We start from the raw sequence: 18,978 nt of genomic DNA, 5'->3' as shown, positions 1-18,978 counted from the left end.
ACGGGGCCGAAAACCGACCTGCGGACGGATACGACGGACACGGGGGCAGTGGACACGGAGAGGCGGCCGGTTGGCACGGCATGTCCGAGGGGGACGGCGTGGCCGGTTGGCATGGCACGGCGGAGGGGGACGGCGTGGCCGGCTGGGAGGGGACAGCCGGATGGGACGCCGGTGCTGTGGCGGCAACGGAGGCCGAGGGATGGGCCGTTCCCGGCTACCGGCCGATCCGACCACTGGGCCGTGGCACGACCGGCCGGGTCGTCCAGGCCGTCCACGAACTGACGGGCACCGCCGTGGCCGTCAAGTATCTGAGCGACGACACCTGGCGGGACCCTGAGCTCCTGGGGCGCTTCCGCGCCGAGGCCCGGACCCTGGAGACGTTCGATTCCCCGCACATCGCCGCGCTCTACGAGTACGTGGAGACCGCCGGCGGCGTCGCGCTGGTGATGGAGTACGTCGACGGTGTCGACCTCGGCACACTGCTGCGCAAGCACGCACCGCTGCCGCCCGAGGCGGCGCTCGCCGTGCTCAAGGGCTCGCTGCTCGGTCTGGCGACCGCGCACCGCTGCGGGCTCGTCCACCGCGACTACAAGCCGGGCAATGTGCTCGTCACCTCAGAAGGCTCCTCCGTCCTCGTGGACTTCGGCATCGCCTTGCGGCAGGGAGACGAGGCTCCGGCCGCCGGAACCCCGCTCTACATGGCGCCCGAGCAGTGGGAGGGACGCCCCGCGTCGCCGCGCGCCGATGTGTACGCGGCGACCGCCACCTTCTTCGAGTGCCTCACCGGCGCACCTCCCTTCCCGGGCGTGACCGTGCCGGAACTGGCCGTGCAGCACGTCAGCGCACCGGTGCCGGTCTCCGCGATCCGCGAGGAACTGCGCGGTGTCGTCCTGCGCGGGATGGCCAAGGCGCCCGGCGACCGACCGGCAACCGCCGAGGAGTTCGTCGGCGAGGTCGAGGCGGTGGGCCTGTCACTCGGCGGACGCGACTGGGAGGAGCGCGGCCGTCGCACGCTCGCCGCGCTGGTCTCCCTTTTCCACCTGCTGCCGGACGGGGAGAGCGGCACCTCCCACGACGCCGACTCGGCGACGACGTCGCTGGCGCCGCCGGAGGATGCGGTCACGACCGGCGCACCGGTCCTGGGCAGTTCAGGGGCGTCGCTGATCCGCCGGCCGATCACCCGGAAGGCACGGGCCGCTCTGGCGGCGGGCTCCGCCGTGGTCGCGCTCGGCGCGGTCGTCTCGCTCGCGGGCCCGAACGACGGGAGGCGTCCCACGGATCACGCCGCGGGCAGCGCCGACAACCACGCCTCGTCGCGGCCGGGGAGTGCGGACGCCGATCCGGACAAGACCCCCGGCAGGACGCCGCAGGAGTCCGGTTCGCCCTCGGTCGGCGCCTCCGCCTCACCGGACGACGAGGACCCCGGCGACGGCAAGACGCCGGACGGGATCCAGGTGACGGTCGCCCCGGGGGAGACCCCGGACAGCACCGAGCCCGTTCCGGCCGACCCGGGACCGACGACGTCCGCCTCCACGGACCCCACCGAGCCCGAGGAGCCGGGCGCGGAGAGCGCGCCCGCCCCGGCGGCGGTGGAGTCGGTGTACGTCACCGACTTCCAGCCCGGTCACGGATCCCGGGCGTCGGCACGGTTCGAGGTCAGCACCGACACCACGGGCCCGGTCCAGCTCAGGGTCACGTGGTACGACTCCAGCCGCGGCAGCGCCGCCTCGAACCCGGGCTCGCCGGACGGCGCGACCCAGACCTTCTACCTCAGCGGCAAGACCAGCTATGTGATCGACGCCGAGCACTCCTTCGACGGGTCCAACTGCTCGGACTACCGCGGCGTCCTGGCGTCCACGTCGCCGGGAGCCGAGACCGGCCGCCCGTACAGAAACGGTTACACCGACGCATGTGTCCCGAGATGAACGGCGCGACCGGCCACGGCCCCGCGACCGGACACGGCGGCAACGGGGGCAATCGCGGAGACGGCAGCAACGGCGCACGGTACGGGGACACGCGGCACACCACCCGGGTGTGGGGGCAGGGAGGGGAACCGCCGCTTCACGGCACCTGGCAGCCGGGCGACCCGCCCATGGAGCTGGAGGCGGACACCTCCCTCGACGTCACCGTCGAGCTGGAACAAGTACGGCTCATGCCGGAGCACGAGCGCGCACGGTCCATGGCGGACACCGAACGCGTCGGCAGCACGGCCGTGTCCACGCTTCGGTTCGCCGACGCGAAGCGGTCCATGGACGCGGCGCGCGCCACCGGCGCGGCGCGGGCGTCCGACGCGGCGCGGGCGCCCGATGCGCCGCGGGTCTCCGGCGAGACCCCGGTCCCCGACGAGGCACGGCTGCGCTTCGGGCCTGGCGTGCCGACGGGGGAGGCCGCGGCGTCCCGGCAGCGCGGCCGCAAGCGGGCGCGGCGCCGCGGTTTCGGGGAACGGCTGCGCATCGCGGCGCCGTACGTGGTGATTCTGGCGCTGCTCGGACTGCTGGCGGCCGAGCGCTGGCCGCTGAACCGGGACTCGCTGACGGTCAGCGGTGTCGACGTGGCGGTGGACTCCGGGCAGGCGGGGTGCGGCAGCACCGTCACCGTACGGGGGGTCGTCAGGACCAACGGGGAGGCGGGGGAACTCACTTACCGGTGGCGGCGCAGCGACGGCACTGTGTCGCCGCCGAGGAAGGAGAGCGTGGAGGACGGGCAGCGGACCGCTGTCGTCGAGATGAGCTGGTCCTTCGACGGCGAGGGCACGCTCAAGGCCCGGGCCCACCTGGAGGTCACGTCCCCGGGGCCGGACCGGCGCGACTCGGTCGGCTTCGTCTACCGGTGCACGAAGAAGGATCGCTGAGAAGAGCGCGGGGAGGAACGGGGCGGGGCCGGGGAGGAGTTCGGCGAGGTCCGGAAGCTGGTGGTGCCGTGGTGTAGTCCTGCCGATGTGTCGCCACGTCGGTCCGCCCGTATCTGAATCATGAGGCGCATCACCGGCGTTCCTGTCGAGCGGCAGGTCGAGCGGCAGGTCGAGCAGCCGGTCGATGAGCGGGCCGAGGAGAAGGCCGGCGCGGACAGCGGCGCTCCCTCACGGACGGACCGCGGGCGAGTGTCGACGCTTCCGGCGGATCAGCGAGCCCGCCATTCCCCCCACGCCCATGGGTGCCGGGTCGCCGAGTGTGGTTGCGGCCGCCGGGCGCGGGTCGGCATGACGGCTTCCTGACCTCGGCGCGGACGTACGACCGGTCCCGGACCCGTATCCGCAGGGCCTCGCCTGTCGGGACAGGGCCCGTTGAACTCCGGTACCGATGGGTGGAGTTGGCCGCGAGCCCACTGTGTCGCCCGCGAACCCGAGGCGTACTCCGCATCCCCAAACTCCGTACGACGGCGCCGGGACGCGCTCCTCGTCATGGGACCGAGAGAGAACAGACCGCTGTGGCCGGGCGATCCGGGCCGTTCCGCCGGCCTGCCGGAGGAGCTGTCAGTCGCGCGGATGCATGCTCTCCACACGGCCCTTGAGGTCCGCGGTGAGAAATGCGGCGCCGTAGTCGTCCGTGAGGTAGATCCGCAACGAGGCGACGTGCGAAATGATGTCCGTGTCGACGATGATGTAGCGGTTCGTCGGCTTGGCGACGCCCAGCTCCTTCTCCGCCTTCTTCATCAGCTTCGGCAGGACGTCCCAGTCGATCTTGCGGAGGTCGACCGTCACGTCGTCGGAGTCCAGGGTGCTGCCCGGCCCGGTGCGCGTTGCGACCTCCTCCCGGAACTGGTACTCGTCGTACACCCGCGAGCGGGACTTCGACGGGATCGACGCCATCGCGTACTCCGGGTAGACCGTCAGGTCCACGACGTCCGGACGGCCCGACGCCGAGCGGAAGGCCTTGACGGCGTCCCGCATGCCGGAGGGGGTCAGCAGGTCGCGCCGCTTGCCGGGAGTGACCGGCTCCTCCGGTTCGGACTTCTCGCCGTCCGGTTTCGCGGAACGGTCACCCGTCGCGCCGGACGTTTCGCTCGCCGCCGGGCGCTCCTTGCCGTCGGCGGCGTCGGCGGAGTCGTCGCGCGGCAGGAAGACCAGGGCGCCGGTCACCGTGGCCGCCACGGCGACCGCGGCCAGTCCGACGACCAGGGGCCGGCGGGGCTTACTGCGCGTCGGCGGAGGCATCGGGGGCGGCGTGGGGCCCGGGGCGGGGCCGAAGACGCCGGGCGGCGGTACCCGGTCCGCCGGGGGCTGCGCATACGGATTCTGCGGGGCGGGCGGCGGCGTGGCCAGTACCGGCCGGGCCGGTACGTGCGGGACCTGGAAGGGCGGAACCGCGTCGTTCACCTCGCCGCTTCCCGCGCCGGCGGCGAAACCCGCGGGCATCGCGTCCTGCACGGTGCCCGCCGCCCGCTCCGCGTTCCCCAGCAGCACCTCGAGGCGCGCCGCGTCCGCACGGTCGGCGACGTCGCGTACGAGCAGCTCAGCCAGCACGGGCGCCAGCGGCCCGCACCGCACGGGCGGAGGGATCGGATCGTCGAGTACGGCGACGAGCGTGGCGAGGCTCGTCGCCCGCCGCAGGGGGTGGGAGCCCTCGGCGGCGACGTAGAGCAGCATGCCGAGGGACCACAGGTCCGAGGCGGGATCGCCTTCGACGCCCCGGATGCGTTCGGGGGCGATGTACTCGGGCGAGCCGATGAGGTCGCCGGTCGCCGTCAGGCTGGTCGACTCCCGGAGCGCGGCGATCCCGAAGTCCGTGAGCACCGGGCTGCCGTCCACGCGCAGCAGGACGTTGGCGGGCTTCACATCGCGGTGGTGGATGCCCGCCGCGTGGGCGGCGCGGAGGGCGGAGAGCACGCCGCGGCCCAGCCGCAGGACCTCGGGCGTCGGCATCGGGCCCTGCGCCAGCAGGTCGGCGAGGGAGCCGCCCCGTACGAGCTCCATCACGAGCCAGGGGTGCGAACCGTCGACGGGCTCGACGATGTGATGGATCGTGACCACATGCGGGTGGTCCAGGCGCGCGAGTGCGCGCGCCTCGCGCAGTACGCGCTCGCGCGCCGTTCTGACGAGGTGCGGATCGCCCTCGGCCAGAGCGGGGTCGGGCGGCCGGACCTCCTTGAGTGCCACTTCCCGGTGCAGCGCCGTGTCGCGGGCGCGCCACACGGTCCCCATGCCCCCGCTGCCCAGTCGTGCGATGAGCTCGAAACGGCCGTCGACAAGCCGTCTGCCGGCCCCCCTGGTGTTCATGGCTGGTCAGCGTACGGGGCCATGGGGCGCCGCAGCCACCGAACTTATGGGTAGTCGCTACTCATTCGTGAGCCGGTGCGTCGGTCGCTTACGTGCCCGGCGCTCCTCGTCGCCCCACGCCCGGAGACGACTCCCGGAGGCCGAATCCGACACCGCCGGCGTGCCGCGCTCACCGGCGCCGGAGGGACCGACCCAGCGGTCCCGGACCTCCGCTTCCCTTCCCCCGCTTCCCGTCTCCGGCATCGACGGCTGACGGCCGATGCCGGACCGGATGACCGACCGGCCTCAACCGGCCCGAATGGGTCCCCATATGCTGAAACCGTGACCGGTCGGCGCGTGCCCGGAAGTGCGCGCCGCGACCTCGACGACGCGGGAGACCATGTGACGGAGCCCCAGGATCCGATCGTCCTCGACGGGCCCTTCGTCACGGACCCCCATGGCAGCTACGCGAAGCTGAACGGTGCGGCGGCCGTCCACCGGGCGGTCACCCCGGACGGGTCGCCGGTACGGCTGGTCACCGGATACCGCGAGGTCCGTGCGGCCACCACGGATCCGGGGCTGTCGCTCGACAAGTGCCATGCGGCCACCACCGGCAGCCATGGCGCTTCGATGCCTCCCGAACTCGACGCCCATCTGCTCAACACCGACCCGCCCGAGCACACCCGGCTGCGGCGGTTGGTGGCCACGGCGTTCACTCCCCGCCGTATGGAGGGACTGCGGGACTCCGTGCAGCGGGTGACCGACGACCTGCTCGGCCGGATGGCCCCCCTGGGACGCGCGGACATCGTGGCCGATCTCGCCATGCCGCTGTCCATGGCGGTGATCTGCGATCTGCTGGGGGTTCCCGAGGAGGACCGCCCCGACTTCCGGGGCTGGACGAACACACTCAACTCCCCGGCGCCCGACGCCGCGGTGCGCTCGCGCGAGGCCATGCGGAGCATGCACGGATACCTGACCGGGCTCGTCGGGCAAAAGCTGCGCAAGCCCGCTGGGGACCTGCTGTCGGCCCTGGTCGCGGCCCGCGACGACGGGGACCGGCTGAACGAGGACGAGCTGGTCGCCCTGGCCTTCCTCCTGCTCTTCGGCGGCTACAACAACTCGGCCACACTGATCGCCACCACGGTGCTGGCCCTTCTCACCCACCCCGAACACCTCGCCGCCCTCCGGATGGGCGCGTTGGGCATGGATGCGGTGACCGAGGAGGCGCTGCGCTGGAACTCCCCGACGATGGTGGCGGTGAGGCGCTTCGCGCGGGAGGACGTCGACCTCGGGCCGATGACGGTACGCGCCGGTGAACGCATATGGCTGTCCTGGGGTTCGGCCAACCGCGACCCGGACCTCTTCGCGTCGCCGGAGGTCTTCGACCCCACCCGTGCGGACAGCAACGGCCACCTCGCCTTCGGCCACGGTGCCCACTACTGCCCCGGCGCGACCCTTGCCCGCCTGGAGAACAGCATCGCCGTGAGCGCCCTGATCCACCGCTTTCCGGCCCTGACTCCGTCCGTCCCCGCGGGCGAACTGCGCTGGACCGAATCACTGCGCGTCCGAAGCCTGAGCGCCCTGCCGGTTACGTTCTGAGCAGGCGGTCTCGTTCTGAGCGGGCGCCGGGCCCGAGCCGGGCATGCCGAGCCCATGGACCGCGGTGCCACGCACCCGGGCCGCATGCGGGTCCGGTCCCGGGCGTCCGCCCCGCCGGGGATTGCGGGACAGCCCTCAGGCGGCCGTTCGCAGGGACGGCGTGAGCAGCAGGGCTATGACCGCGAGGTTGGCCACGGTGCCGAACGGCAGATACCAGAGGCCGAGAAGAGCGAGCACCGCCACGGCCCACCAGCTCCCCGGCACCCTCGTGACATACGCGACGCCCGCGGCCAGGTACGCGCCCGCATACCCGACGAAGACCAGCTCGACCGGCGCCGATCGCGGTTCGAGGCCGACCCCCGAGACAACATGCGCCCACGGGCCGAGCTGCCCCGCGTGCGACCCGCTGCGGGGCGTGACGAAATCACCGGTCACCAGCGCGTGGACGCCGTCGAACAGCATCCATCCACCGATGATCACCACCAGGGCCAGTACGACCCACCCCGTCCAGTGCACGGCTGCTCCCCTCCTGATGCACGGTCTCGTGCCGACGGACCGACATCACTGGACGCTAGTGCCTCCCTCTGACATCACGGCTGTCCCGATGGCACACCACTGCTGACACGGACACGGACAGGGGAACGGGGCCGGACAGGGGAACGGGGCCGGACAGCACGGCAGCAGGACAGCAGGACAGCACCGAGGGCCCGTCAGCCGCCTGACGGGCCCTCGATGATGGTCCGGCGCCGGGCCGCGTACGGGGGTCAACTCGCGTACGGGGGCGGGCGCCGCGCAAGGGCCGGACCGGATGACGGGGCAGGTCGCATCACGGTCGGACCGCACGACGGATCAGGCCGCGTAAGGGGTCTGCCAGCCGAAGGCCGGCCACCAGCCGACGCGGTACTCGGTGCCCCACGTGCCCTGGAGGCCCGTCGGGCTGTAGCGGAAGCGTGCGTAGCACGAGGTGGCGCCGTACGGGCGCCAGGCGACCGCGGTCCTGATCGGGTACTTCAGATTGATCGACGAGGCGTTGTCGCACACGATCTGTGCCGTCACCTGGCCGCCGTTGAACTTCGACGCACAGCTCGACGACGTGGCCGTCGCGTCCGTGACCGCGTTGAGGACCTCACCCCCGCCGTCGTACGAACTCCAGGCGCTGACGGTGTAGTTGCAGCCGTTGGCGTAGTCCCACACCGTGGCCGTGGTGCTCGACTCCGCGGCCTGTGAAGGCGTGGCGAACAGTACGGTTCCGCCGAGTGCGGCGAGCGTCACGGCAGTTCCGGCGATCGCTCTCGCCCTGAGTTTTCTGGACAAGTGGCCCCCCTGTATGAATGACGCGGCGGTATGCGCCTGCGTCTGGAATGTCCGGATGAGTCATCAGAGCACGGAGGCGTCGCGCAGAGCGTGAGCAGCAGGTACTCCATGCCCTTGCGGCAGAAGCGCCCATGCCGTGGCGGTGCATGACGTGCGGTGGCGCGTGATCCGTGGCGGCCTGACATGCGGCGGCGCGTGATGCGCGGCGAACGGCCGGGCCTCAAGACCCGGCCGTTCGGGGGCATTTCGGTGCGCAGGTCTCACCCTGCCGCGTAGACGTCCTCCACGTACCGCCCCTCCGCGATCAAGCCGTCCAGCCACGTCGCGGCGGCATCGGGCGCCGCGCCCGTCCCCGCGGCGAAGAGCGCGCGGAACGCCTCGCGCACCCCCGGGGCCATGTGCGCGCCGTCGCCGCACACGTACACCCGCGCGCCGCGCTCCAGCAGCGACCACACCTCCTCGCCCTCCGCCTCGATGCGGTGCTGGACGAACCGCTGGCCCCGCTCCGGCCGGGCACTGAACACCGGACGCAGCGAGACCGCGCCCAGGGCGTCCGCGGCCCGCAGGTCCTCCGCGTGCAGGAAGTCGCCGTCCGGGTCGTCGCAGCCGAAGTAGCAGAGCGCGGGCGCCAGTTGCTCTCCGCGCTCAGTGCGCACCCGCCGGTCGGCGACCGCTCCGCGGAACGGCGCAAGACCCGTACCCGCCGAGACCAGGATCAGCGGCGTGGCCTCGTGTTCCGCCACCCGGAACGCCTCCCGGCACGGCTGGATCCGGGCGAGCACGGTGTCGCCGGGTTGCAGCGCGGCGAGGAAACCGGACCCCGCACCGGTGAACTCCCCGCGTCCGGAACGTGCCGGGGCGCGCAGCAGAGAGACCATCAGATCCGCGTGGCGCGGGTCCACGGCCGGTGAGGAGGAGACCGAATAGTGGCGCGGGCGCCGGGGCGGCAGCAGTTCCAGCAGTACCGGCCAGGTCAGGGCCTCGCGCAGCGCCGGATGGTCCTCGACGATCTCCACCAGCGTCCGCGGATCGGCGGCACGCGCCTCCGGATCGTCGGCCAGCGCCTGCAGCGCGATGCGCTCCGGCGGGCACGGGTTGATCTCGGCGAGCTGCGCCAACTGCCCTGCCGCGGGCCGGTCCTGGAGTTCGACGAAGCGGCCGAGCAGGGTCCGTACGGTCACGGGGCGGTCGACCGGCAGCGCGCTCCGGGCCGGGCGGCTCGCGCGGATGTCGAGGACCGCGTCCGGGTTCGCGCCGAACGCCGCCGCGGCGCGCTCCACGAGAGCCGGGGCGTTGACCGGCAGGACCGTCAGATGGTCGGCGGTGCGGTAGGTGACCCCTTCCGGCAGGGCGAGCCGCAGGAACTGCTTGACCCGCGGGTGCCCGGGAGCGGTGAGCGGACGGGCCTCGGTCACCGTCATCCCCACCATGCCGTGGCGCGCGGCCAGGGCGTCGAGCGGGCCACCGGCCAACTCCGTGACGGTGAAAGCCGGTTCGGCCTGCCGCGGAACTGCCCCCGGACCGGCCGCCCCCTCCGCCACCTCCACCCCCTCCGTCGTCCCGCTGCCGTACTGCTCCAGGAGCGCGCGCGAGAGACGCTCGGTGAACTCGCCGACCGCGCCCGCCAGATCGCTGGACGCGTCCGCCGCGCCGCGCTCGATCAGGCGCGTGCCGCCCAGTTCCGCAAGGCGTTCGTCGATGAGCGTGGGTACGCGCTGATAGGTGGCGGCCCAGTTGCGGTCACCGACGCCCAGCACCGCATACGTCACACCGTCCGCCGCGCCGGGCTCCGCCGTCTCCAGCCATGCGGCGAAGGCCGCCGCGTCGTCCGTGGGCCTGCCGTTGTAGGAGGCCGCCACGATCACCACGGCCCGGTCGGTCGGCAGCCGGTCCGCGTAGTCGTCGAGGGGCGCGGTCGCGGGCGGGCGGAAGCCGAGATCCTCGGCCTCATCGGCGAGTTGCCGCGCGAAGCCGCGGCAGGTGCCGTAGTTGGAGCCGTGCAGAAGCAGCAGTTCGGTTCCCGGTGCGACCCGTACGGGCAGCGCACCGCCCCCGCCCGGCGTCGCGCCTGCCGTTGAGTCCCCGACCGCCCGGGGGGAGCCGGCGGGGCGGGACTCCGGGAGCGCCGTACGGTCCGCGGCGCGGTCGGCCGGGGTGCGCGGAGCGAGCGTGATGCAGAAGCCGTCAGGCTTCAGCGTCAGCGTCTCCTTGATCTCCAGCCGGTAGTCGGTGTGGTCGAGGAGGCGGTACCGGTGCACCAGCAGCCCCAGCAGCATGACCGCCTCGTGCAGCGCGAACTGCCGCCCGATGCAGGCGCGTTCCCCGGTCCCGAAGGGCTTGTACGCGTGCGGGGACCGGGCCGCCTGCGCCTCGGGCGTGAAGCGCGAAGGGTCGAACAGCTCGGGGTTGGCGCCCCACACCGGATCGCGGTGCAGCATCGGGGTGAGAACGATGGCGGGCTCTCCCGCGCGCAGCGGGATGCGGCCCCCGAGGAGGACGTCCTCGCGCGCCTCACGGCCGAACGCGGCCGCCGTCGGCCACAGGCGCAGCGCCTCGCTGATCACCTGGCGGGTGTACCGCAGTTTCCCCACGTCCTCGAACGACGGGTCGGGGTCGGTCTCGTCGCCCCACAGCTCGTCTGCTTCCCGCTGGACGAGCCGGAGCGCCGTGGGGTCCTTCAGAAGGTGGTAGAGCGCGAACGAGAGGGCGCCCGAGGTCGTTTCGTGACCCGCGATCAGGAACGTGATGACCTGGTTGCGGATGTTGGCCAGGTCCAGGGTGGTGCCGTCGGAGGGATGCGGGGCGCCCAGCATGAGCCCGAGCAGATCGTCACCGCCCGGGCCACCGCCTTTGCTCCGCGCGCCGATGACGTCGTCCACGACACCGGCGAGATAGTCCGCGTCGACGCGGAACGCCGCGTCCTGCACGCCGTAATTGCCGTCAGGGGCGCGGCCGAGCCGGGTCATGGCCCACTCCAGGCAGCGGACCATCGCCGCGACGAAGGGGTGCGCCTCGCTCCTCGCGAACGACTCGAAGTCGTAGCCGAATCCGGCCAGTCCGATGGTGTCGAGCGTCATCCGGGTCATGTCGTCGGGCACGTCCACCGGCCGGCCCGCCGCCGATGCCGTGTCCCAGGAGGCGATGAGCCGCCGGGCTACCCGCAGCATCACCGGGTGGTAGGCGCGCATGGAGCCGAGGGCGAACGCGGGCATCAACACATCATGAGCTTTGCCCCAGTTGGGCTCGTCGTTGTACGCGGTGAACAGACCGTCCGCCGTCATCTCGCGGACGTTCTCCAGCGCGGGCCCTACGTACTTGGTGAACCCGGTCTCGTCCGACAGCTCCGTGACCAGGTCGAGCGAGCTGACGAACAGGGTCTCCATCCCGTGCAACCGGCGCCGGAAGACCGGGCCATGACGGCGAGCCAGGTCCATGGCCTGCTGCAACGGCTTGTTCGTGGGACCGGTCCGGGAGATGTCCACAACGGGGATGTCGTCGTGGTGCGGGAGGACTGTCGTGTCGGTCGTCATCACCAGTACTTCTTCCGGTGGGGGCTCGATGAGGCGGCGCGCGGCGGAGCCACCGGCACCGCGTCGTTCGCTGCGCGGTCCGTCGGCCCGAGGGCGCCTGACTCCAGCCTGTCCCCGGTGGCGTACGGTTCCGTGGGCGCCGACTGCAGGAACGTGTAGCTGTTCCCCGCGGTAGGGGCTTGCGCGGGCGAGCGCGCGCTGATCCGTGGGACCGGCTACCGCTCAGCGCACCGGACGCGGGGCCGCGTACGGGACCGCGCGGTCCGGTGCGCACGCGGCGCGGGCACGGAGCGGGAGAAGCGGCGGGCAGGGGCATGGAGAAGGGGAGCGATGCTGTGCCGGGATGCACGGACTCGCCCGAGGAGCCGGCGGAAGCCGCGGCGGACCTGAGGGCGGCCGCCGCGAAGACCGAGGAGCCGGGGCGGACCCGCTGCGCCGAGGCCATCGCCTGGCGCAACCGGTTCCTCATGCTGTTCGACCGCATGCCGCTGGCCATGGCCCTGTGCCGGACGGACGGCGAGATCCTGCTCGCCAATCCGGCGCTCGGCGCCGAATGGGGGCGGCCCGCCGGGCAGCTCACCGGCCGCAATGTGCTGGACCTCTTCCGCCCGCGGACCGCGGCCCAGTTGGAGCGGATCGCCGAGGCGCTCCGGGTGGGCCGCCGCTCGCGCTACCCGGTGGCGGTGGGTTGGACGTCCGGGGGAGCGGACCGGCGCGGCGAGCTGACCGTCGACCCGGTCAGCGAGGGCACCCACGAGGTCCCCGCGCTGCTCGTCGTGCTCCGGACCGCCGACGCCGTACCGGACGGGGCCGCGGAACCGGGCAGCCCGCTCCGGGAGGACGGAGACGTCGACCCGGTGGGACGAAGGGTGCTGTCCCTGGCCGCCGCGGGGCTCACCACCGCCGCCATCGCGAAGACGATGGGCCTGACCGTGGACGGGGTGAACTACCACGTCACGCGGCTCTCCCGACGCTGGCGGACCCCCAACCGTACGGCGCTGGTGGCCAAGGCCTACGCGCTGGGCATCCTGTCGCCGGGCCACTGGCCGCCCGGAGCGGGGCACGCGGACGCCTGACCCGCTGGTGCGGGCCGGAGCCCTGACCCGCTGGGGGGCAGTCGGAATGCGAGCCCCGTCCGCTCACGGCCGTCGGCCGAGCCGCCCGGCCCCCGACCCCCGTACCGCGAAAGGTCACCCATCGGCGGGCTGTGCCGCGTCCGGCTGGGTCGCCGTCACCGCGTCGGTCGGTGACGCCACCCTCCGGGCGGCGGGCCTGGGTGGTGTGGTCGTTGCCCACGAGCTGCGAGGCCGCGGGCTCGCCCCGTTCGTGGTGAACGCCGCCATGGGCGATGCCCACGGCCGGGGTCTACGGCTGGGGCTCCTGTTCTGCCGACCGGACCGGGTGTCCGTGTATCGGCGGCTGGGCTGGACACCTCTGGCATCCGCGGTCGCCGTGGAACAGCCCGGGGGCACCGTCACCATGCCGCTGCCGGGCATGGCGAAGGCATTGCACGACACCGCTCGATGGCCCTCGGGTCCGGTCCGGCTCCACTCCTTGCCCATGTGACCGTCGCCGTCGCCACCTCCGTACGGACCGTGGCCGACCGGTCACTCCGGGATGCCCGCACGGCATCCTGATCCAGTCCGCCCCGCGCGAGGCCGGATTCCGCTCTCACGTGGCGCTCGCCGACCGAGGCGAATGACGCACCGGGTGCGTTATCGCCCCATTTGTACCGGGCCTGCTCGAAGAGCATGCTGAAGGCGTAGGGCCTGGTGTCGGCCCAGTGATGTCCAGGCCATCCCGGTTCCATCGGACTGAGGCAGGGCGGTATGAACACCGAAGACGCCCTTCTCCATGGCCGGGAATCGCGTGGAGGGGACTCGGCGCGCTGGGCCACCTTCATGATCGGTGAGGACGGGGTCGTCACCGGATGGAGCCCCGACGCCCAGCGGCTCCTCGGCCACGCCGGACGGGAGGTCATCGGGCGGGCCGCCACGGAGTTGTTCGTACCGGGCGCGGACCCGCCCTTCTGGACGCCACCACGGGATCAGGACGACTGGGTGGGCGAGGTGACCGCGCGGCACGCCAGCGGCCGCCTTCTGCACTTGGCGGCACAGGGCTTCCGCTTCCTCCCCGACGGCAGTACGCAGCGCGAGTGGCTCGTGACGGCCGCCCTGCCCGGGAACTTTCTGCTCCTGGGGGAGGAGCAGGCCATGCTGGACTGGCTCTACAGCCGTTCCCCGGTAGCGATGACGGTCTACGACACGGACATGAGGTGCGTGCGCCAGAACGAGGCGATGGCGCGGCTGACCGGCGTATCGGAGGTCGACCGGCTGGGGAAGCGCCTGCCGGAGATCCTTTCCGGTCCGGACGCCGTGGTCTGGGAGCAGCGCATGCGGCGGGTCCTGGAGACCGGCGAACCGGCGTACTCAGGGGAGATGCGCGGCCGTATGCCGGTCGATCCCGAGCACGACATGGTCCTCTCCGCCGCCGCCTCCCCGCTCCAGGGCCGCGGCGGACGGATGCTCGGTCTCTGCGCGACGGTCATGGACATCACGGAACAGGTGCGCAGCCGCGAGCGGCTGAACCTGCTGAACGAGGCCAGCAAACACATCGGCAGCACCCTGGACGTCACACGCACCGCCGAGGAACTCGCGGAGATGGCTGTCCCCCAACTCGCCGACTGGGCTCATGTGGACCTGCTGGAGACCCTGCTGCAGGGGGAGGAGCCGGGCCCGTTCACCGGTGGCGTGGCGCTGCGGCGCGTGGCGAACGAGTCCGTCAACCCCGGTGCCCCGGAAGCCCTGTTGCAGCCCGGGGACGTGGACGTCTATCCGGCCCAGTCGGCCCCCGTGCGCTGCATGGCGACCGGCCGGTCCGTGCTGCAGCTGGTGGAGGACCCGGCAACGCAGGAATGGCTGGCCGACGACCCCGTACGCACGGTGGGCTTCGCGCAGTCGGGCTTCCAGGCGATCATGGGTGTTCCCATCCGCGCGCGGGGTACGACGCTGGGCGTCACCCTCTTCCTCAAGCGGTCGAAGGTTCCCTTCAGCGACGACGACCGGCTCCTGGCCGAGGAGTTGGTGGCGCGGGCCGCCGTATGCCTGGACAATGCACGCCGGTTCATGCGCGAGCACACCGCTGCCCTGACGCTGCAGCAGACCCTGCTGCCCCAGCGGCTTCCCACGCAGACGGCGGTCGATGTCGATTCGCGCTACCTGCCGGCCGGCGGGAGGTCCGGGGTCGGGGGCGACTGGTTCGATGTGATTCCGCTGTCGGGCAGGCGCGTCGCCCTGGTCGTGGGCGATGTGGTGGGGCACGGGATCCACGCGGCCGCGACGATGGGCCGCCTCCGTACGGCCGTCCGTACCCTCGCCGACGTCGACCTTCCTCCGGACGAACTGCTCACCCACCTCGATGACTTGGTGATCCGCCTCGCCACCGAGGACGAACTCACCGAGACCCAGGCAACGGATCTGGGCGCCACATGCACGTACGCGATCTATGACCCGGTCTCGCAGATCTGTTCCATCGCCCGCGCGGGACAGCCGCCCCCGGCCGTCGTCCACCCGGACGGCGCGGTGGAGATCCTCCAGCTGCCGGCCGGGCCTCCGCTCGGCTTCGGCCATCTGCCGTTCGAGTCGGCCGAGGTGATCCTGCCCGAGGGCAGCCTCCTGGCCCTCTACACCAACGGCCTGCTCGACTACCGGGAGCGGGGCATCGACGAGGGACTCGACAGCCTGCGCCGGGCGTTCGAGAAGCCCGCGTCGTCGCTGAGCGCGCGATGCGAGAACGTCCTCGACGCCCTGCTGCCCACCCGCCCCCCGGCCGACGACGTCGCCCTCCTCATCGCCCGTATGCGGTCCCTGGGCTCGGACCATGTCGCGGTGCTCGACGTGCCGGCCCAACCGGAGTCCGTGGGGTACGCGCGGTCCTGGGTCACCGACCAACTCGCCGCGTGGGGACTCGAGCACGCGGCCTACATCACCGAGTTGGTGGCCAGCGAACTGGTCACCAACGCCATCCGCCATGCCCAAGGCCCCATCCAGCTCCGGCTGTTGCGGGACAGCACGCTCATCTGCGAGGTGTCCGACTCCAGCAACACCGCCCCGCACATGCGGCGCGCACGCCTGTCCGACGAGGGCGGACGCGGACTCCTCCTGGTCGCCCAGCTCACCCAGCGGTGGGGCACCCGCCACTCGCGCGAGGGCAAGACGATCTGGTGCGAGCAACTCCTCGTGGAGGAGTGAAGCGTCCCGGACGAGGAAGCTCGGTCGAGGGCGTCCGGTCGAGGAAGCTCGGTCGAGGACGTCGCTCACGAAGCGGATTGCCGGACACCTTCTGGGCGCCTCTTGTGCGGAGGCGTCCGCACCAGGACCTCTGGATGCCAGAATCCAGCCATGCTGAGCATGGGATCGGTGGTGATGGGCGCCGCCGATGTGCACCGGGCGGCCGCCTTCTGGATGCGTGCGCTGGGCTACGTCCCCCGCGACGGGGACGTCGAGGACGACTGGACCGTGCTCGTACCGGCGGAGGGGCGCGGCACCGCGGTGTCGCTGGGTCTGAGCGAGACGCCCGTACAGGAGCATCCGCGTGTGCATCTCGACTTGTACGCCACGGACCAGGCGGCGGAGGTCGAGCGGTTGATCGCTCTCGGCGCGGAGCGGGTCGACTGGGACCTCTACGGGGGCGACTGCTACTTCGTCGTGCTCGCCGACACCGAGGGGAATCGGTTCTGTGTGATCGACAAGAGCTGACGCACGCGCATGCGCGCGCGGGGTCGCGGGTGCGGTGGAGCCGTGACGGGGTCGTACGCCGGGGTCAGCGCTCGATGAGCTTCCGCTTGGCCAGGGCGAACTCCTCGTCCGTCAGGGCGCCGCGGCCGTGCAGTTCGGCGAGGCGCTCGATCTGGTCGATCCAGGACGGCCCCTCCTGCCGCGCCTGCCGCGGCACAGGCGTTCCGTCCGGATCCCCGGCCGCGCCGCCTTTACCGCCGACCGCCGTACCCGCATCCGGATCAGGCCTCCGGGCCGCGGCGTTCGCGACCGCGGTGCGGAGCGCGTCGCAGAACGTCTCGATGTCGTCGACGTTCTCCCACCTGTGGGCCCCCGACATCGTCGTGACCTTGAGAAGCGGGCCGATCAGCCGGGACTTGACGGTCTGCACGTCCGTGATGCCGGCCAGCGGTACGGGTACGGCGGCACGGCCCTCCTTGACGTGCAGGAGCCGGTGTGTGGTCAGCACCAGGGTTCCGTTCGTCCATTCCTGACGGGCGCGGGCCGAGGTCACCGCGAGCGGTGCCTCACCCGGCATGGCCGTGTCGTCGACGGCGGCTTCGACCCGGTTCCTGCTGTCCCCGAGCCGGTCGAACGCGATCTCCGCGAGGTCATTCCATTCCATGGGGGCACTCTACGCAGATGTCGCGTCTTCTTGACACCTCTGGGCGATGTCGCGTCTTCTTGACACGTGCGAAACAGCGTGCGGGACCGGAGGGCGGCCGCCGGACTGTCCCAGGCAGCGCTGGCGGAGCTGATCGGGGTCTCCCGTCAGACCGTCAACGCCATCGAGACCGGCAAGTGGGATCCATCGCTCCCGGTCGCCCTGAAACTCGCCCGGACCCTGAGCACCACCGTGGAGGAACTCTTCGATGACACCGAAGACACCGAAGTCACCTGAGACGCCCGGGAACCCGGAGGAGCCCGGTGCACCTGCGCCGCCCAAGTCCCGGAGAGTGCCGAGGAGTCCCGCCATGGTCGCCGTCGCCGCCCTGGCCGGAGCGCTCGCGCTCGGCTGCGCGCTCGCCGGTGCCGTCGGCGGGCAGTTGTGGGGCGGACTGGCCGGTGCTGCCGGATTCGGCTTCCTGGCCTGGGCCTGCGCGAGCGGTGGCCGGGGGGAGGCCGGGCGCATCGTGGCCGGGGGCGACCCGCGGGAGCAGGAGATCGACGTCCTGGCCATGGCCGTATGCGACGGCGTGATCACCGTCGTTCTCGGGGGGTGGCTGATCGCCGCCCTGGCCACGGATGGACCCGCCTGGATCCCCGGCGGCCTGCTGCTGTTGTCCGCAGCCACCTACCTCGTGGCCATCGAAGTCCTGCGCCGCCGGATCTGACCGCCGCACGGGGCCGTGCCCCGCGCCCCTCCCTGTGCCGCCGCACTCGCCGCCGACGCGTCACGCGGGCCGCTCCGGCCTGCCCGAAACCGTCAACGCGCCTCCTCGGAACGGCAGGAGAGGCATCGTCATGCCCGCGAACAACCCTTCCGAGGTGCCGCCGCCCTGGCGGCGCCGCACACCACCCGCCCGACCGGCCCCAACTCGCCCGCACCGCCCGGCGGGTGGCCTCACGCAAAGGTGGCTCACGCAAGGTGGCCTCACCGAAGATGGGCGCACGCAAGGTGGGCGCACGCAAGGTGGGCTCACGCCGGACGTGCCGCGGGCCTCACGCCGCCGCGGGCGTACGGCTGCCGTCGAGGATCACCCGTGCGACGAGCGCCGGGTCATCGCTCATCGGCACATGCCCGCAGCCCGGCAGTCGTACGAGACGCGCACCGGGGATGGCCTCCTTGGCACGGACGCCCTGACGGGGAATCAGCAGACGGTCGCGCGTGCCCCACCCGATCGTGACCGGCATGTCGGGGATGTCGTCAGTGAACACCACGGGGCGACCGGCCGCGAGCGTGGGCCAGAACGCCGCCGCCTCCCGCAGTGCCAGGGTCTCGGCCGCCGCGCCCTCCGCCGAACGCCTTCCGGGCCGCGCGTAGATGGAACTCACGAGCACCGCCCGCCCCGCGGTGGAACGGGACAGCCGTTCCACCACGGTCGGCGGCAGTATCCGGGCTCCGGCGCGCATGCCGCGGAGCAGGCCGAAGGCGTAACGCCGCTCGGCGGGGGACCAGAAGCCGGCGGGGGCCAGGGCGGTCACGGACCGGACGAGCCGGTCGCGGCCCATCGCCAGCGCGAGCAACCCGCCCAGTGAGTTCCCCGCGACATGGGGCCGGCCGAGCTCCAGTGCCTTGCACAGTCCGCCGAGCACCGGCACGACCGTCGCCAGATCGTGCGGTACGCCCTCGGGCAGTGCGGGGGACTCCCCGAAGCCCGGCAGGTCGACGGCGATGACGTCGCGCTCCGCGGCGAGGATGTGCAGCACCGGATCCCAGCCCTGGCGGTGGTGCCCGATGCCGTGCAGGAGCAGCAGCGGCTCGCCGGAGCCGCGCCGCTCGTACACCACCGACACCGGGTGCTTGCCGGTGGGGGATTCGACCGTGAAGGAAACCGTGGCTGGCATGTGGTGCTCCTGACCGTCGCCGTGCGACGCCGGTGGACGGGTGTGCGGTAGACAGGAT

At 72.4% G+C, this 18,978-nt stretch carries 15 protein-coding genes; 9 read left to right on the top strand and 6 right to left on the bottom strand.

Going from position 1 to position 18,978, the window contains the following annotated elements:
• Nucleotides 1-98: 98 nt before the first annotated feature.
• Nucleotides 99-1,925 (top strand): protein kinase, encoded by a 1,827-nt coding sequence (locus ACGFNH_RS04990; protein WP_393651622.1) that lies wholly within the window; start codon nt 99-101, stop codon nt 1,923-1,925.
• On the top strand, nt 1,922-2,851 hold the full coding sequence (locus ACGFNH_RS04985; RefSeq protein WP_393651621.1) for a hypothetical protein: 930 nt from the start codon (nt 1,922-1,924) through the stop codon (nt 2,849-2,851). The genes ACGFNH_RS04990 and ACGFNH_RS04985 overlap by 4 nt, the downstream gene beginning before the upstream one ends.
• A 621-nt stretch (nt 2,852-3,472) precedes the next feature.
• Here ACGFNH_RS04985 and ACGFNH_RS04980 read toward each other — a convergent pair.
• On the bottom strand, nt 3,473-5,215 hold the full coding sequence (locus ACGFNH_RS04980; protein ID WP_393651620.1) for a serine/threonine-protein kinase: 1,743 nt from the start codon (nt 5,213-5,215) through the stop codon (nt 3,473-3,475).
• Nucleotides 5,216-5,536: 321 nt separating this feature from the next.
• Between ACGFNH_RS04980 and ACGFNH_RS04975 the strand changes: the two genes are divergently transcribed.
• A complete protein-coding gene (locus ACGFNH_RS04975) occupies nt 5,537-6,793 on the top strand; it encodes a cytochrome P450 (RefSeq protein ID WP_393651619.1) in 1,257 nt (418 codons plus the stop codon).
• A gap of 135 nt (nt 6,794-6,928) precedes the next feature.
• Here the strand turns inward: ACGFNH_RS04975 and ACGFNH_RS04970 are convergent, their stop codons facing one another.
• The 3 genes from ACGFNH_RS04970 to ACGFNH_RS04960 all read right to left on the bottom strand — a co-directional run bounded on the left by ACGFNH_RS04970 (nt 6,929) and on the right by ACGFNH_RS04960 (nt 11,637).
• Nucleotides 6,929-7,309: a hypothetical protein gene (locus ACGFNH_RS04970; RefSeq protein WP_393651618.1), complete on the bottom strand. Its 381-nt coding sequence runs from the start codon at nt 7,307-7,309 to the stop codon at nt 6,929-6,931.
• A gap of 333 nt (nt 7,310-7,642) precedes the next feature.
• Nucleotides 7,643-8,065 carry a hypothetical protein gene (locus ACGFNH_RS04965; RefSeq protein WP_393651617.1) on the bottom strand — a complete coding sequence of 141 codons (423 nt, stop codon included), beginning with the start codon at nt 8,063-8,065 and terminating at the stop codon, nt 7,643-7,645.
• Nucleotides 8,066-8,367: 302 nt separating this feature from the next.
• Nucleotides 8,368-11,637, bottom strand: a complete 3,270-nt coding sequence (locus tag ACGFNH_RS04960) for a bifunctional cytochrome P450/NADPH--P450 reductase (RefSeq protein WP_393651616.1) — start codon at nt 11,635-11,637, stop codon at nt 8,368-8,370.
• A 335-nt stretch (nt 11,638-11,972) separates the two neighbouring features.
• On the opposite strand from ACGFNH_RS04960, the gene ACGFNH_RS04955 reads away from it, so the two are divergent.
• The 4 genes from ACGFNH_RS04955 to ACGFNH_RS04940 all read left to right on the top strand — a co-directional run bounded on the left by ACGFNH_RS04955 (nt 11,973) and on the right by ACGFNH_RS04940 (nt 16,394).
• On the top strand, nt 11,973-12,713 hold the full coding sequence (locus tag ACGFNH_RS04955; protein ID WP_393651615.1) for a PAS domain S-box protein: 741 nt from the start codon (nt 11,973-11,975) through the stop codon (nt 12,711-12,713).
• A gap of 46 nt (nt 12,714-12,759) precedes the next feature.
• Entirely contained in the window at nt 12,760-13,203 is a 444-nt protein-coding gene (locus ACGFNH_RS04950; RefSeq protein ID WP_393651614.1) for a GNAT family N-acetyltransferase, read from the top strand.
• A 263-nt stretch (nt 13,204-13,466) separates the two neighbouring features.
• Nucleotides 13,467-15,887, top strand: a complete 2,421-nt coding sequence (locus ACGFNH_RS04945; RefSeq protein WP_393651613.1) for a SpoIIE family protein phosphatase — start codon at nt 13,467-13,469, stop codon at nt 15,885-15,887.
• Between the two features lie 150 nt (nt 15,888-16,037).
• Nucleotides 16,038-16,394, top strand: coding sequence for a VOC family protein (locus ACGFNH_RS04940; RefSeq protein WP_393651612.1), 357 nt, complete (start codon nt 16,038-16,040; stop codon nt 16,392-16,394).
• A 64-nt stretch (nt 16,395-16,458) separates the two neighbouring features.
• Here ACGFNH_RS04940 and ACGFNH_RS04935 read toward each other — a convergent pair whose 3' ends face one another.
• Entirely contained in the window at nt 16,459-17,037 is a 579-nt protein-coding gene (locus ACGFNH_RS04935) for an SHOCT domain-containing protein (RefSeq protein WP_393651611.1), read from the bottom strand.
• Between the two features lie 66 nt (nt 17,038-17,103).
• Here ACGFNH_RS04935 and ACGFNH_RS04930 point away from each other — a divergent pair, with 66 nt between their 5' ends.
• Nucleotides 17,104-17,313, top strand: a complete 210-nt coding sequence (locus ACGFNH_RS04930) for a helix-turn-helix transcriptional regulator (RefSeq protein WP_393651610.1) — start codon at nt 17,104-17,106, stop codon at nt 17,311-17,313.
• A gap of 73 nt (nt 17,314-17,386) precedes the next feature.
• Nucleotides 17,387-17,746 carry a hypothetical protein gene (locus tag ACGFNH_RS04925; RefSeq protein ID WP_393651609.1) on the top strand — a complete coding sequence of 120 codons (360 nt, stop codon included), beginning with the start codon at nt 17,387-17,389 and terminating at the stop codon, nt 17,744-17,746.
• A gap of 328 nt (nt 17,747-18,074) precedes the next feature.
• Here the strand turns inward: ACGFNH_RS04925 and ACGFNH_RS04920 are convergent, their stop codons facing one another.
• A complete protein-coding gene (locus ACGFNH_RS04920) occupies nt 18,075-18,920 on the bottom strand; it encodes an alpha/beta fold hydrolase (RefSeq protein ID WP_393651608.1) in 846 nt (281 codons plus the stop codon).
• Nucleotides 18,921-18,978: the final 58 nt, after the last annotated feature.

The organism is Streptomyces sp. NPDC048639, from assembly GCF_043199075.1.
Classification (GTDB): Bacteria; Actinomycetota; Actinomycetes; order Streptomycetales; family Streptomycetaceae; genus Streptomyces.
The sequence above is the reverse complement of the archived record's forward strand: the minus strand, read 5'-3'. Positions and strand labels throughout refer to the sequence as shown.

Bases quoted from the DNA above. Each gene is read 5' to 3' on its own strand.
- ACGFNH_RS04940 (WP_393651612.1), top strand. From the start codon at position 16,038: ATGCTGAGCATGGGATCGGTGGTGATGGGCGCCGCCGATGTGCACCGG.
- ACGFNH_RS04925 (WP_393651609.1), top strand. From the start codon at position 17,387: ATGGTCGCCGTCGCCGCCCTGGCCGGAGCGCTCGCGCTCGGCTGCGCG.
- ACGFNH_RS04945 (WP_393651613.1), top strand. From the start codon at position 13,467: ATGAACACCGAAGACGCCCTTCTCCATGGCCGGGAATCGCGTGGAGGG.
- ACGFNH_RS04920 (WP_393651608.1), bottom strand. From the start codon at position 18,920: ATGCCAGCCACGGTTTCCTTCACGGTCGAATCCCCCACCGGCAAGCAC.
- ACGFNH_RS04980 (WP_393651620.1), bottom strand. From the start codon at position 5,215: ATGAACACCAGGGGGGCCGGCAGACGGCTTGTCGACGGCCGTTTCGAG.
- ACGFNH_RS04985 (WP_393651621.1), top strand. From the start codon at position 1,922: ATGAACGGCGCGACCGGCCACGGCCCCGCGACCGGACACGGCGGCAAC.
- ACGFNH_RS04960 (WP_393651616.1), bottom strand. From the start codon at position 11,637: ATGACGACCGACACGACAGTCCTCCCGCACCACGACGACATCCCCGTT.
- ACGFNH_RS04950 (WP_393651614.1), top strand. From the start codon at position 12,760: ATGCGAGCCCCGTCCGCTCACGGCCGTCGGCCGAGCCGCCCGGCCCCC.
- ACGFNH_RS04935 (WP_393651611.1), bottom strand. From the start codon at position 17,037: ATGGAATGGAATGACCTCGCGGAGATCGCGTTCGACCGGCTCGGGGAC.